Source organism: Streptomyces globisporus, from assembly GCF_003501885.1.
In the GTDB taxonomy this organism is placed as follows: Bacteria; Actinomycetota; Actinomycetes; order Streptomycetales; family Streptomycetaceae; genus Streptomyces; species Streptomyces globisporus_D.
Window position 1 is genome coordinate 80,884 of record NZ_QWFA01000001.1, and the last position, 13,600, is coordinate 94,483.

Here is a 13,600-nt window from a genome sequence, read left to right on the forward strand (position 1 = left end):
CGAGATAGACAGGGCCCCAAGTCGCGAGCGCCGTCGGTGCTTCCGTTCGCCGAGCTCGTCCCTTCGGCCTGCCGACCGAAGGGACGAGGCAGACCAAGCCGACCTCCACGCTCCTCACTACGTACCGGGGAGAGTCCGGCCATTCGATGCAGCCGTGAGGGGTGTGGCCTGTTCCGCCCATACTGTGCGCGTTGATGGTCCGGTGAAGATGGCGCTCTGCTTACTGCGTATCAAGGTCTTGCAGCATCTTCTGCTGATGGCGGTGTCCGATCGTCTCGTAGCCGACCACGGTGACGAACGGCGCGAGCATGACGACCAGCAGGCATACCGCGATGTCCACGCCGGCGGCGGCCAGGAGGACTGCCGTAAGCAGTACGGCGATGGTGAGGGCGACCAGAAGGATGTGGAAGCGGTCGGCCGTGGACAGCAGCAGGGTGTGCAGGAGGTAGATCATGAGCATGTAGAGGCCGACCGGGAGTGCGAGAGCGAGGACGACGGCGGTGCCGGAGATCTTGGCGTGATGTTCCATGTACAGGCCCGCGACGTGGAGCCCGGCGCCGGCTGCGGCGACGCCGATGAACAAGGGGATGTGGCCGTAGCCGAAGAGGTATCCGCGCTTGCGCCGGTGTACCAGGATGTCGCCGAACGGCGTCAGGAAGTACATCCACCACATACCGAATGTCAGGCCCACACCAGCGATGACCACGGCGATGGCGTTCCAGGTCCACTGAGTGCTGTCCCCGCCGCCCAGGAGATCACCGGACGAGGCGACTGTACCGACGACGCCCTCGCCGAGGACGATGATCGCGAAGAGTCCGTACCGTTCGGCGACGTGGTGCGGGTGCCAGGGCGTGTCACCCGCGGAGCCCTGCGCAAGCACCGGCAGGGCGAGTTCGAGGGCGCCCAGGATGACAAAGGCAACGAAGACGACGGCGATCGGCATGTGGACGAAGGCCACGACGATCCACCCGGCCTGGACGATCAGCGTCCAGCGGATGTTGGCCATACAGGCGTCGTGGAATGACGGAGCCTCCCGGGCGGCGCGCCACCACTGGAACACCATCGCGATCCGCATCACGACGTAGCCGATGACCATGGCGCGTAGTTCGAGGTGGCCGCCCTCCTCGACGGAGTGGAACATGGCGGGCAGGCCGAGCGAGAACACAACGACGCCGGCCATCTGCAGCATCGTCACGACCCGGTAGAGCCAGTCGTCGGTGGCGAACGCAGAAGCGAACCAGCTGAAACTGATCCAGGCGACGCTGATCGCGAACATCGCCAGCACGAACGCGATGACCGCCTGGCCGGCATGCCCTTCGGCGACCATCTCGGCGAACTGGAACGCAGCCGTGCCGACGGCGACCACGAAGGTCAGGTCGAACAAGAGCTCCAGCGGCGAGGCCGTCCGTCCGTGCTCTTCCGGGTCACGGCCGGTCATGGGGACCAGCCGCCGCGACAGTCCGAGCTTGCCGGACGTCCTGGTGGGTTGGGGTTCGTTCATGTGCAGCAGTATTTCTGACGCCTCTCGTGCCCGCCCGACCGCACTGCCGGGGCAGCGGCGACGTTATGTACCGGCCGGGCCCGCCATGATGGACCCCTGGAGGAATCCTGCCCGCCGACGGCCGGGGCAGAAAGGCGCATGGTTTCGTGTGGAGCTGACGATAGGGGGCTTGACGGTGGGCGCGGTCGATGAGGTATTGCGCAGCGCGGGCGATGCTTGCGAAGGGCAGCTGCGACGGTGGGTGGGGTCACTTCAGGGGCCCGCTGCTGAGGTGGCTGCCTATCAGTTCGGCTGGTCGGGGGAGGGGGCACGGCAGGGCGGTAAGTACGTTCGTGCTGCCCTGACTCTGGCGTGTGCGCGTGCGGTGGGAGGTGTGGACCGGCGGGCGGTGCCGGCGGCCGCGGCTGTGGAGATGGTGCACAACCTGTCGCTTCTCTACGACGATGTTCTGGACGGTGACACGGTGCGGCGCCACCGTGCGGCCGCGTGGCAGATTTTCGGCCCGTCGTCCGCAGCCCGGTCCGCGGACGCGATGATGCTGACCGCGTTCGACGTCCTGTCGGAAGCCGACGGGCCGGACGGGCCGGTGGCTCGTGAGGCGTCGGCCGCCCTGGTGGACGTGCTGATCCAACTGGCCGTCGGCGAGAGCTTGGACCTGGTCTTCGAAGGCCGGACTGAGGTGACCTTGGCGGAGTGTCTGGAGATGGTCTCGGGCAAGACCGCCTCGCTGTTCGCTTGCGCCTGCCGACTGGGTGCCCTCTACGGAGGCGCCGACCCGGCCGTCTGCGCCCAGTGGGCAGAGTTCGGGCACGACCTCGGCATGGCCTTCCAGCTCGTGGACGACCTGCTCGGTATCTGGGGCGACCCGGCAGTGACCGGAAAGCCCGTTTTCAACGATCTGAGCAACCGCAAGATGTCGGTGCCCGTGGTCGCCGCACTTGCATCCGCGACCCCGGCCGGCGACGAACTCGCCCGCCTCTACGCGCAGCCCGGGGGCGATACGGCCGGCCTCGCCCGCCTGGTCGAGGAGGCGGGTGGCCGGGCCTGGACCAGCGACCGCGCCGCCCAGCATGCGACAGCCGCACGCGAACGGCTGACCCGCCTCACAGCAGTACCCGAAGCGCTCCACGACCTCGAAGCTCTGTGCACGGTCGTGATCAGACGCGTGCACTGACCTTCCACGGCGGCAGCCCGTCCATGATGTGAGCCCGCCCCTGACCGAACAGCTCGGCGTCCACCTCCTTGAGCCTGCGCAGTTCCCCGGGTTGGTGCAGGGTGTGCACGGCCGCGGGAACCCCGGCGCCACCGGCCGCCTCCAGCAGGGCGTTCACGGCGAGGCGGGCGGCCTGGTTCGCGCCTTCCATCGTCGCCAGGTTCACGGGGGAGCGCACGTAGTCCCCGGCCATGAACAGGTTCGCTGCCGCCGTCACCGCTCGCGGGCGCGCCGTCCAGGAACCGGTGGTGTTGATCAGCAGCGGCTCGTCGTTGACGGCCGGCCCCGGCCCGTCAAGGTTCCGCACTGCCGGATCCAGCTCCCACGAGTGCAGCAACCCCTCGTGCAGCCGGGTTCGACCAGCTCCGTTGAGCCCGTCGCACAGCTGCGCCCAGACTTCGGCCGCGATCTCCGCCCGGCTGCACTCGCGGGCCGGTTTGCCGTACAGGATGCCCGGGGTGTCCCAGGAGGAGATGTCCACCGACAGGCAGTCGGCCACCGTCCCGTCCCCGTAGGTGGCCGGGAAGTCACCGTCCCAGAACTGGGCCTGGCTGATCGAGGTGAGCGCCCAGGGAGAGTCCAGGAACAGGACATGGCCATGGGTGACCGGCACCGGCTGGGTCAGGTAGAACTGCATGCCGACCATCCAGTCCGTGTGCAGGCCCGTCACACTCTTGAGCTCAACGTCGGCCTCCGCCAGCCCGCGGTCCAGCAGAGAGCCGATGCGATGGACCGGCAGCGCGCAGACATACCAGTCAGCTTCCAGCTCCCGCAGCTGGCCGGCCGGACCACGCAGTTGGACCCCGGTGACACGGCGACCGCTCAGGGCCAGCCGCTCGACCCCCCATCCCAGTTCCAGCCGCACGCCCAGGGACGCCAGATGACGGATCCACGGGTCGATCCAGGCTGTGCTGGTGGGGCCGTTGAGGACCCGGTCCGCGGGATGCAGTTCCTCGCCCCTGCCGAGAAACCCGTAACTGAAAGCCTCGAGAAACCCACCGACCGTATGCGCACTGCAGACCTCGGCCCGCGCCGCGACCACCGTGCGGGTCGCGCCCACCACACACGCCTTGATGTACTCCTCGGAGGCGCCGTCGGCCGCGGCGAAGTCCCACCACGAGGTCGACTCCCACTGGCCCAGCCGCCGCTCATCACTGCTCGTCATGTAGACGAGCATCCGGTTCGCGAAGTACAGCAGCTCCTCGCTCGTCAGCCCCCTGCCACCCGCCTCCAACCCGACAGCACGCAGGAACTCCATCGGAGTCCGAGCCCCCGCAGCCACGGACACATCGGTGACCCGCTCACCCACCCGGCCCGAGCGCGCGGAAAGCATCTGCGTCGCCTCCCGCAGATTCCCCGCCACCCCTTCCGCGCTGCCGTCGACCGGGATCCGGCGCAAAGTGTCCGGCAGACTCCGGTAGAACCCGGGGAAGAACCTAAACCCGTGCTCACTGGGCAGGTCCAACCGCCCGCCGCGGCCCGTCCCCGCCACCCACGCACTGCGGGCCTTGCCACCCCAACCGGCCGGCTCCACCACCGTCACCTCGAAGCCGCGCTCCGCCAGCTCCATCGCCGCCGTCAACCCGGCCACGCCACCACCCAGCACCGCGACCCGCAAGCCCCGCCCCACTGACACCACCACATCCTCTACCGGGGCCTCCAGCGACAGCGGGACCCTCTCCACCCAGTGACGACGAGTAGATCATTAATCTGCTTTGCGTCACGGACGAGCCTCCCCTCTCAGCCTCGGCGCCTCAGCGGCCCCGGGCTTGGCCCGCTCGATATCACCGCCGCCAACGACGGACCGCACACGCCCCGGTGGGCTCCAACAGCTCTGGACGACCTCCGGCATCATCACCGTTTCGACCGAAAGTCGGCCCTGCCCGAACTTACGGGCCCGTGGGGTGGGCTTGCCGCAACAGCAGTCTCGTCGCCTCTGTGAATCAGTTACGTGGTGAAGGGGGACCGCCTCGGCTGGCACAGGGGCTTGCCACCTCGGGGCGGCAGTCGGGCTCTCGGCCTGTGCAGCCTCGGCCCACAGTACGAAGTCGGTCCACCGACCCTGTCGGTAGACCGTCAGGAGACTTCGAGGTCAGGACCCATTCCCACGTGCCGTCGGCGGCCTACATCCGGCAGCTGATCACCGTGCCTCTCCGCCACCGGCTTCCCGCGCAGGGCTTGCCGTAGGGCGGGGCGGAGCCCTGCGCGGAACGCAGCACCGAAGGACAACGCAATCACTGCCGGGTGAAGTGCCACATCTGCGAAGTGGTCGGGGAGTTGGGGTTGGGCAGTTCACGCAGCGGTGCGTAGTTGTCGTCCCCGAAGAGGCCGGTGACGGCAACGTCCTCGTTCAGGAAGGGCGACAGAACCCACCGTGCAGGGCTCTCGTCGGTGGACCTGAGGATCCACCATTGGGACTTGTTCGTCGTGCACGCAGCCAGGTACACCGAGCCCCCCGGCTCTCCGGCCTTGGCGTCGGCGCAGTTCCCAGTTCGGGCGCTCTTCCAGTGGAAGATTCCGGGACGCCCGTTCACCTGCTCGAACAGGAATGTGCGCGGGAAGGGATGGTCGTGCCGGTAGTAGACCTGCAGGAAGGTGCCGGCGTTGCCGACCGTGTCGTCAGGGACCAGGTAGTTGGTGTGGGCGTCGTTGGTGATGACAACAGGCCCCGAGGGGACGGGGGCGGCGGTGGGTGCGGCTTGAGCGGACCCTGTCAGGACTGCGACGGAAAAGATAGCGGCCGCGGCAGCGGCCCAGCGACGGATAGTCATACGGGCGATCTTGACGGGCCAGATTTGTGCCAAACCGTTTTTTCGGAAGATGATCACCCGATCGAGGAGAGCCAGCTATCCGGGGTGGACCGGTGCCGCTGTCCGGCTCGGAGCTCTCCACGGCGGACGGCGTGCTGCTACTGGCCCAACCTGACAAGCAGGATGCCACCGCGGCTTGGAGGAAGACGTATGGACGCCACCCGCTGGAGGGGCTTCGCCAACCCGGCAGTCACCCGGCTGCGGCCTGATAACACGCGCAGCGCAACACGCCACCGACCGAAACGACAGTCTCCGCGCACTCCCTGATTCACGCGGGGCGCACGCCCCCTTACTCCTATTGGGTGACCAATTCGAGGCGACGATTGCGGCAAGATCGAAGTGAAGTGATCTTGCCGCACGAGTCCTTCTCATTCATGCCCATCGAGCAGCCCGCACGATGGGCCTCCCTGTGCGAGAGCGGCAATCCAGGGTCTTCTCGCGCAGCACCAAGGGGCGCCCCCTGGGCGGGAGTGCGTCTGTGCGCAGGTCACCCATTGCATGGTCAGTTGGATGAATATCGAGGAGTATTGCTATGGCGTTGACATCGGCAACGGTTGCAGCTGAGTTGGAGGCTGCGAGCAAGGTCGGAGATCCTGCGGCTGATGCATTGGTGGCCGATCTCCTCGAGAACAGGGAGGTCGACGGGATCAACGCCCTCTTCCGGACGATCGGAACGCTCAAGCCCGACACGGATTTGTCGCGGCTTCCCGATCGACTGGCCCAGTTCTTGCGGGAGGCATCCACCCCACCGCCGGACTGGAGCGAGGCAGACGTCAAGGCCGCCGAGGGCTTCTTCGGCCACCACCACGGAACCGCCTCGATGCTGCAGGGCACCGTCGGCCTCATCGGCACCTACCTCGCACCCACCGGGGCATTCACCCTGCGCTCCACCGGCCGCCTCGGAGGTGTCGAGGGACCGGGCCGAAGGCTGTCGCAGTCCTCCCGTCTGTTCATCGACATGGGCAACAAGAACGCCATGCGCGACGGGACCCTGGCCGCCACCGTGACGAAGGTGCGCCTTGTGCACGCCTCGGTCAGGCAACTGCACAAGCAGAGCGGCCAGTGGGACTACGGCAAGTGGGGCGAGCCGGTCTCCCAGAAGTACACCACCGGCGCCGCCTGCGTCTTCAGCACCCAGATCCTGCAGGGCATGAGGAACCTCGGCATCGATGTCTCCGCCGACGACGCCCGCGGCTTCATGTGCGCCTGGCACTACGTCAACCACTACCTCGGCACGCCGGAGAAGTGGCAGCTTCCCAAGGACGCCGACGAGGCCGAGCGGCTGTGGAACCAGGAGCGGGAGACGGAGTGGAAGAGGACTGACGACGGTGTCTTCATGACCGCCCAGGCCATCAAGTTCTACCGCGACCTCCTGAAGCCCGGAGCCAGTGACTCCTACATCGCGCTGACCCGCGTTGCGCTCACCGACAAGTACGCGGACATGGCCGGCTTGCCCAAGAGCGCCCTCGACCTCGCGGGCAAGCCGCTCGCTGCGGGCCACGGCCTCGTCAGCGGAACGGCCGGCGGCCTCTTCGGCGGAGCCGCCCAGCGGACCGTCGGGGTCAACCCCTACAAGGACCTCCTGGGAGTCGCCTCGAAGGCGTTCAACGAGATCGAGCAGTACGCACTCACCCACGACCAGGACGACCAGCCTCAGATGCACCAGGAACTCGACGACAACCGCTGACCACCGGTCGTACGGCCTAATGGAGCCGCCAAGCGCACTGGAGTATCGCGCGCTTGGCGGCTGCGGCTTCTCACACAGGCTCAGGGCGGAGGCAACTGAACCCTCTGCCCCAGTTCAGCTCAACACGCTGAACTTGACAGAGAAGCCTTCGGTGACCAGCGCGGTGTAGGCATTGGCCAGGATCTGGTGACGACAGCGCACGCCCCTGGGAACGGCCCGCTCGGTCCCCTCCAGGGGAGGCATCCGGTACTGCTCGGACCAGGCTTCGGACGCCGTCTGCTCCTCGGCGCGCTTCGCCTTGAGCCAGGTGGCCTTGTCCTGCTCGTCGCCCTCGTTCGAGGCGCGCCAGCAGTCCGTGCACTCCTGCCTGGCGAGCCATTCGGCGAAGCCTGCGCGGCGGCCGGCCGGTCGGACAAGTCGCGGTCGGCATGGTGACCGCAGGTGTGGTCGATGGGCCAGATCGTCTTCACGGCCATGGAAGGGCCTCCTTGAGGAGTTGGATCAGCGGTCGCGGGAGTACGCGACGCGGGGGTCAACCGGCCGGACCGCTGCTGTGGTGACGGCGGAGGCGGGGACCGGCGCCCTGCCGGGGATACCAGCGCGGGCCGGGCTGGCGGCGAGCGCGGCGGCGCTCAACGGAGACGCGCGAGCCGGACCATGGCCTCGCTCCCGCGCGGCGGTCGGCGCCGCGGCAGGGCGGGGCCGGGCCGTCACCTCTTGAGCGAGGCGGGGCTGCACCGCGACTTGCAGCCCCGAACGGTGCAAGGCCACCGTGGCGTCGGCGACTTTCCCCAGCGCCTCGACGCGATCGGTGGTCGCGGGGAGCGTGTAGATGTCCAGGCTCGAGTTGTGCCGCCAGCCGTCCTCCACCAGCGCGAGCCCGCTGAGGCCGGAGACACGGTCGTCGAGGGCTGCAACGATGCCGAGCTGCGGGTGATCGGCGAAGGCGACGTCTGGTTCGCCAAGCGGACCGCGGTCGCGTACCTGTGCCGTTTCGGGCACCAGTGCCGGGTCAAGCGCGGCGTCGACATCGACCTGGTAGCCGGCCTTGCGCAGCAGCTCGATGGCCCGGCTCGTACGGCCGTGTCCGTCACGGTTCTGGTCGGCCAGCGCGTACAACGTCGGCTGGTCTGGGACGGGATGGAAGTCGAATTCCTTGAGCATCCAGGTGCTGGCCGCGAGGTTCTTCGGGTTCGCGGCGACGATGCCGTGGACGGGGTGGTGGCCGAAGGCCAGGTCGGGCAGCACGTCGTAGTGGCTGGGCATGGCAGATCCATCCGAGGCGGGTGCGGTTACAGGTGCGGGCGACGGGCGGATCAGTTCTGAGGGTGCGGTGCACGGAGGACTCCTGGATCGCGGTCGGTCAGAGCCGGGGAGCGGATGAGGAACTAGCCGGCGGCGGCGCGGCCCGCGCGGAAGACTCCGGCGGCGGACCGGTCGGGAGCAGGCGCTGGCCGACCGACGGCGAAGAGGCGAGAGCGACCCTCGCCCGGGATGGAGCGGAGTCGGGCGGGAGCACGGTGGCGGCGCGCGCCTCGCCGGAACGTTCCTGCTCCTGGCGTGTCGGTACGCCAAGCTGGTCCAGGCGGGCGTCGACAGCGGAGAGGAGATCCGGCACGCTGCCGCCGTGGCGCGCATGCGGACCGTCCGGCTCGGAGTCGTAGATCACCTCGTAGACGGCGGGCTCGGCGGACCGGTGGCGGGTGACCATCCAGCTTTCCGGGGACTCGGGGTGCTCGGAGGGTGGCTCCTGCGGCGGCGAGATGATCAGCGAACTGCCGTCGGGAAGCTCGGCGTGGACGATGTAGTCGCTCAGGCCGTACTCGACGGTGCCCTCCAGGCCGCGCTGCCCGAGCGCGGAACAGAGGGCAGCCTGAAGGCGACGCGGATCGGACCTGGCGGTCGAGGGCGGGGTTTCGTGGTGCATGGGGTTCTCCGTTGCGAACGCCCCGCCGCACGGCGGGAGCCGACGGGCGTGGAGCTTGAAGGAGTGCGGTGGTCCATGAGGATCTGGTGATCGGGCAGTTTGGCGCTGCCGTGACTGCGTGCTAGGGATCACCGCGAGCGACCGGGAGTCAGCGGATGCGATGCCGACGGGACCTGGGGCGAAGGGGCTGATGCGGCAGGGGTGTTGTGCGTCGAGCGGGTCAGGGCGACGCGAGTCCGCTCGGTCTGCGCCGGCCGTTCGGTGTCCGCTCGGGGCGCGAGGTATTCGCCGACGCGCACCAACGCCGGTCTCTTGGAGCCGAGTTCGTGTGAGTAGTGCCAGCCTTCGGTGTTGCGGTGCTCCTCGGCAGGCTCCTGGTAGAGGTGGAGCACGCTCGGCTGCGAACCGTCCATAAGCGCCATGACGCCGGCCCATTCGTGCCGCAGCTCTTCCGCCCGGAACAGGATGGTGTCGATCCCGCGTATCCGACGGAGGTCGTCACTGATCGGCCCCTCGACGTAGTCGGGGCCGGTGGCAGCGGCGCGGACCCCGGCCAGCACCTCGGGTCCGTGGTCGAGGAACACCTCGGCGTGCTTCCACGCTTCGGCGTCCCGCTTGACCTTTCCGTCCCCGTAGACCTTGTCGTCCAGCGGCCAGCCGTCCGCGTCGCAGAGGGAGTCCGAAACCGCGTCCCAGGCGTCGCACGCCTCGTTGATCCCGGCGGCGGCCGAGGCCAGTGCCGGGAGGTGCCGTCGCCACGCCAAAGGGTCGGTGGCCTGCGACGGCTGGTTGTCACCGGAGGAAGGAGTGGAAGAAGCAGACATGATCGATTCCCGTTGTTGTGCTGGTCGTTGGGCTAGGCGGCCATGCGGGCGTCTGTGTCGAACAGCTCCCGCTCGGCCGGGTGGAGGATGTGCTGGGTGATGAACGAGCGGCCGGCGACCTTCCACAGACCTCGGCCCTTGGTGAGAGCGGACACCGCCTGGGTCTCGACGCCGGTCAGGCCGAGCAGAGATGCAGCGGCGGCGAGCTGGTCGGGCTCCTGGCGGTAGATGATGCGCGTGCTGCAGTCCGCGAGGAGCCCCTCGGCAAGGACCCGGCCGCGTGAGCCGGCGTCGCCCGCCGAGAGCAAGTCGCTGAGGCGGTGGATCACCATGAGGTTCGCGATGCCCAGCCCTCGGGAGAGCTTCCACTGGCTCTGCATCCGCTCCAGCAGCCCGACGTGCCGCATCAGCCGCCACGCCTCGTCGTAGATCACCCAGCGCCGACCGCCATCGGGATCACTGAGGGCTGACTCCATCCACGCGCTCGCGCACGTCATCGCGAGTACCAGTGCCGTGTCGTCACCGGAGCCGCCGAGACGGGAGAGGTCGATGGACAGCATCGGTGTGGTCGGGTCGAACGACACGGTGCTCGGCGCGTCGAACATGCCGCTCAAGTCGCCGTGCACGAGCCGTCGCAGGGCGTGGGCGAGGTCCTGGGCGGCTGAGCCTAGGTGCCCCGCCTGGTGGCCGAGGGCCTGGTCGAGGCGTTCGGGGGAGCCGAGTACGTGCGCGATCTCGCCGAGCAGCGGCACCGTGCCCCGGGCGGCGGCGTCAGCGACGACCAGATCCAGGGCCAGGTCGAGGGCGGTGTGCTCCATCGGCAGCAGGTCGCGCTTCAGCACGGTGCGGGCGAGGCCGGCCAGCAGCAGCAGACGGCGCTTGCGAACCTCCGTGAACCAGTCCTCCTCGCTCACGGAGGCGGGCCGAGCCGGAGCGTCCAGCGGGTTCAACCGGCCGGGGAGCCCCGGGCCCAGGGCGATGCTGTAGCCGCCGAGGGCCTGCGAGACACCGGTCCACTCGCCCTTGGGGTCGCAGGGGATGTAGATCCGGTAGCCGTGGGCGATCGATCGGGTGGCGATGGATTTCGCCAGCGCCGACTTGCCCATGCCGATGACTCCGGCCAGGACCGCATTGGGGTTGGTGAAGCCCTCGATCCGGCCGCTGTTGTAGAGGGAGAAAGGGTCGAAGCAGAAGGCCGCCTCCGCGTGCACATCGCGGCCGATGAACACCCCTTCGGCACCAAGGCCGCCCTCGGCCACGAACGGGTACGCGCCGCTGGCTGTGGCGGTGGTCATCCGGTGGGCGGGCAGGGCGAGCTTGCCACCGCGGGCGGAGGCCGGACCGGGGCGACCGGTGAGCGGGTAGGTGGGCCGCAGATCCGGGTCGAGGGTCTGCTCGGCGCGGTGCTTGGGCGGGTTTCCGGCGAGGCGTGCCTGGCGGCGGGCTTCGGTGAATCCGGCTCGGGCGGCCCGCTGCTGGGCGCGTGTCGTTTTACGGGGCACGAACAGAGGGGAAGCACTGGCGCGGGTACGGGGCAAGACGTTTCTCCAGGTGAGGGGTGGGTCAGCGGCGGACGAGGCCGGTGAACGGGGCGTGCAGGTCGGCCGGGGTGGTGCGCCGCCGGACGAGATGAGCGGCGCGCTGGTGGCGCTGGCAGATGGTCAGCTCCGGTGCTCCCTCGGGAAGACCGGCCTGGCACGCCTCCGGTGCGGGGATCTCGCCGGAGTCCGGCCGGGGCGCCGCGTGGTAGGCGGCGTGGAGGTGCTCGGCGGCCTGCCAGATGCGGGTGCGGGCGGTACGGAGCTGGTCGCCCTCGACCGCGACGAGCTGCCCGGTGCGACCGGTGTGGGCGTCGAGCAGCCCGTACAGCGAGACGAGGTGGGCGTGCAGGGCGTCCAGCTCGGCCCGGCTGGTGACCAGCGGGCCGCCCGGGATGTTGAGCGCCCGGTGAAAGTCGAGCGCGGCGGTGGCGAAGGGCACGAAGTCCTGCGCGGTCGGGCTGGCGGTGCGGGACATGAGGGTGCTCTTTCAAAGGGAGGGGTCAGGCAGCGAGCGCGAGCGGCAGGGCGGCGGCGGTGAACGCCTCGGCCTGCTGCCAGGTCAGCGGCCGGAGATCGAGCTGGGCGCCGACAGCGGCGGTCTCCACGACGGCGCAGGCGGTGCGCAGCTCGTCCTCGGTGTCGGCCGAGACGGTCAGCAGACCGGTCAGGGCGACGTCGGCGTGCCCGGCGATGAGCTGGCGTTCGCGGGACTTGATGTCCTGGTACTCGATCGAGTCCGCCTCGGAGTCGACCTGGCCGCGCCGGGCCCGTTCGGCGGCGTCGGCGATCACGCTGGACTTCTTGCGCTGCACGTCGCGCAGGGCGGCGTCGAGGTTCTTCGGCTCGTAGGAGAGCGACAGCGTGCGCCGCACCCCGCCGGTGAACAGGAGCTGGTGCAGGAAGCCGGCGCTGGTCTCGGTGCGCGGCCAGTTCTCCACCCAGTAGGTGGCGTGCACGGCGGAGTCGGTGGCGATGTGGTCCGCCTTCTCGACGACCACGACGGGTCCGGCGGCGGCGGGCTCGGCCTCGGGGCGACCGGCCGTGGACCAGCGGTCGAGTGTCGCCAGCGCCTTCGGGTCGTAGGAGGTGCGCACCACGGCGGCGATCTCGCGGGCGGTGAGCCAGCCCGTCGGGGTGAGACCGGCGGTCCGCGCCGCCTGGTCGAACGTGGAGGTGAGCTGGGTGAGGACGCTGAAGGCACCGGTGAGACCGCCGCCGGCCTGGTTGATCAGCCGACGGGCCGCCTTGGTGTCCAGGGACACCGCGACGTACGCCTCGTGCGGGGCGGCTGCGGGACCGGCGCTCTGGATCAGCTCGTTGTAGATCGCGCCGGCCATCGGGGTGTCGGGTCGGCCGTGCTCTTCCCAGTAGCGGCGCAGCGCGTCGCCGGAGTCGGGGATGGTGCGCTCGATCACCTGGATGCGGGCGATCTGCCCGGTACGGGCGAGAGCTGCCAGCGCGCGTCCCCAGCCGCCGACGTTGGCCTGCTGGGTGCCCGCGTCGAGCAGGGCGTAGGCGCGGGAGGAGACCTTGACCACCGCGGTCAGCGTGCCGGTGTGCGGGTTGTGGACGGCGCCGTACTTGCCGTCGGGAGCAGTGGTCACGCGCAGGCTGGCAGCGGTGCCGGGAAGGTGGAGCAGTCCCTCGCGGGTCGGCCGGCGGGAGGGCCGGGTGAGCCACACGAGCTGGCCTCGCATCCGGCGCAGCGCGTGCCGGACGACGATCGGGGCCCAGTCCGCCAGAGCACGGCCTCGGTGGCGGACGAAGACGAGCAGCGCGATGACCGTCCACAGCGGTATGAGCTGGAGGGCGCCGACCACACCGCGGGCGAGGATCACGGCGAGAAGGAGAAGGCCGGCGAGTCCGGCGACGACCAACTGCGGGACGGTCAGGCCGAGCAGGACGCCGCGCCTGCTGCGGTGGGGAAACTTCACGGTGGGCGTGGAGGACTGGTGCTTGCCGGACATGGTGGTTCCAGACGGTGGGAGCGGGCGGAGGACGGGGCGCGCGGCGCTCTTCTGGACGTCATGGCGAAACCTTCCTGCTGGTGGGAGGCGGGGGCGGGCCGTGGAGTGCGGCCCGCCCCCGGGGATGTGG

11 protein-coding genes are annotated in these 13,600 nt (G+C 69.4%); 2 read left to right on the forward strand and 9 right to left on the reverse strand.

Going from position 1 to position 13,600, the window contains the following annotated elements:
• Positions 1 to 220: 220 nt before the first annotated feature.
• A complete protein-coding gene (locus D3105_RS00330) occupies positions 221 to 1,438 on the reverse strand; it encodes a low temperature requirement protein A (protein ID WP_118899003.1) in 1,218 nt (405 codons plus the stop codon).
• A gap of 211 nt (positions 1,439 to 1,649) precedes the next feature.
• Here D3105_RS00330 and D3105_RS00335 point away from each other — a divergent pair, with 211 nt between their 5' ends.
• Entirely contained in the window at positions 1,650 to 2,675 is a 1,026-nt protein-coding gene (locus D3105_RS00335; RefSeq protein ID WP_165890939.1) for a polyprenyl synthetase family protein, read from the forward strand.
• Here D3105_RS00335 and D3105_RS00340 read toward each other — a convergent pair.
• Complete coding sequence (locus tag D3105_RS00340) at positions 2,659 to 4,350, reverse strand: hydroxysqualene dehydroxylase (RefSeq protein WP_133305669.1); 1,692 nt, start codon at positions 4,348 to 4,350, stop codon at positions 2,659 to 2,661. The two genes, D3105_RS00335 and D3105_RS00340, sit on opposite strands and share 17 nt — an antisense overlap.
• Before the next feature lie 598 nt (positions 4,351 to 4,948).
• Complete coding sequence (locus D3105_RS00345; protein ID WP_206272596.1) at positions 4,949 to 5,542, reverse strand: RICIN domain-containing protein; 594 nt, start codon at positions 5,540 to 5,542, stop codon at positions 4,949 to 4,951.
• A 592-nt stretch (positions 5,543 to 6,134) separates the two neighbouring features.
• Between D3105_RS00345 and D3105_RS00350 the strand changes: the two genes are divergently transcribed.
• Complete coding sequence (locus D3105_RS00350) at positions 6,135 to 7,211, forward strand: oxygenase MpaB family protein (RefSeq protein ID WP_240646750.1); 1,077 nt, start codon at positions 6,135 to 6,137, stop codon at positions 7,209 to 7,211.
• A 501-nt stretch (positions 7,212 to 7,712) separates the two neighbouring features.
• Here the strand turns inward: D3105_RS00350 and D3105_RS00360 are convergent.
• The 6 genes from D3105_RS00360 to D3105_RS00385 all read right to left on the reverse strand — a co-directional run bounded on the left by D3105_RS00360 (position 7,713) and on the right by D3105_RS00385 (position 13,470).
• On the reverse strand, positions 7,713 to 8,477 hold the full coding sequence (locus tag D3105_RS00360) for a hypothetical protein (protein WP_118899008.1): 765 nt from the start codon (positions 8,475 to 8,477) through the stop codon (positions 7,713 to 7,715).
• Positions 8,478 to 8,574: 97 nt separating this feature from the next.
• Positions 8,575 to 9,138: a hypothetical protein gene (locus tag D3105_RS00365; RefSeq protein WP_118899009.1), complete on the reverse strand. Its 564-nt coding sequence runs from the start codon at positions 9,136 to 9,138 to the stop codon at positions 8,575 to 8,577.
• A 128-nt stretch (positions 9,139 to 9,266) separates the two neighbouring features.
• Complete coding sequence (locus D3105_RS00370; RefSeq protein ID WP_240646751.1) at positions 9,267 to 9,962, reverse strand: hypothetical protein; 696 nt, start codon at positions 9,960 to 9,962, stop codon at positions 9,267 to 9,269.
• 32 nt (positions 9,963 to 9,994) lie between these two features.
• Positions 9,995 to 11,500, reverse strand: a complete 1,506-nt coding sequence (locus D3105_RS00375; protein ID WP_165890940.1) for an ATP-binding protein — start codon at positions 11,498 to 11,500, stop codon at positions 9,995 to 9,997.
• A 25-nt stretch (positions 11,501 to 11,525) separates the two neighbouring features.
• Positions 11,526 to 11,978: a DUF6238 family protein gene (locus D3105_RS00380; protein ID WP_118899011.1), complete on the reverse strand. Its 453-nt coding sequence runs from the start codon at positions 11,976 to 11,978 to the stop codon at positions 11,526 to 11,528.
• Positions 11,979 to 12,003: 25 nt separating this feature from the next.
• Entirely contained in the window at positions 12,004 to 13,470 is a 1,467-nt protein-coding gene (locus tag D3105_RS00385; protein ID WP_118899012.1) for an SCO6880 family protein, read from the reverse strand.
• Positions 13,471 to 13,600 lie beyond the last annotated feature (130 nt).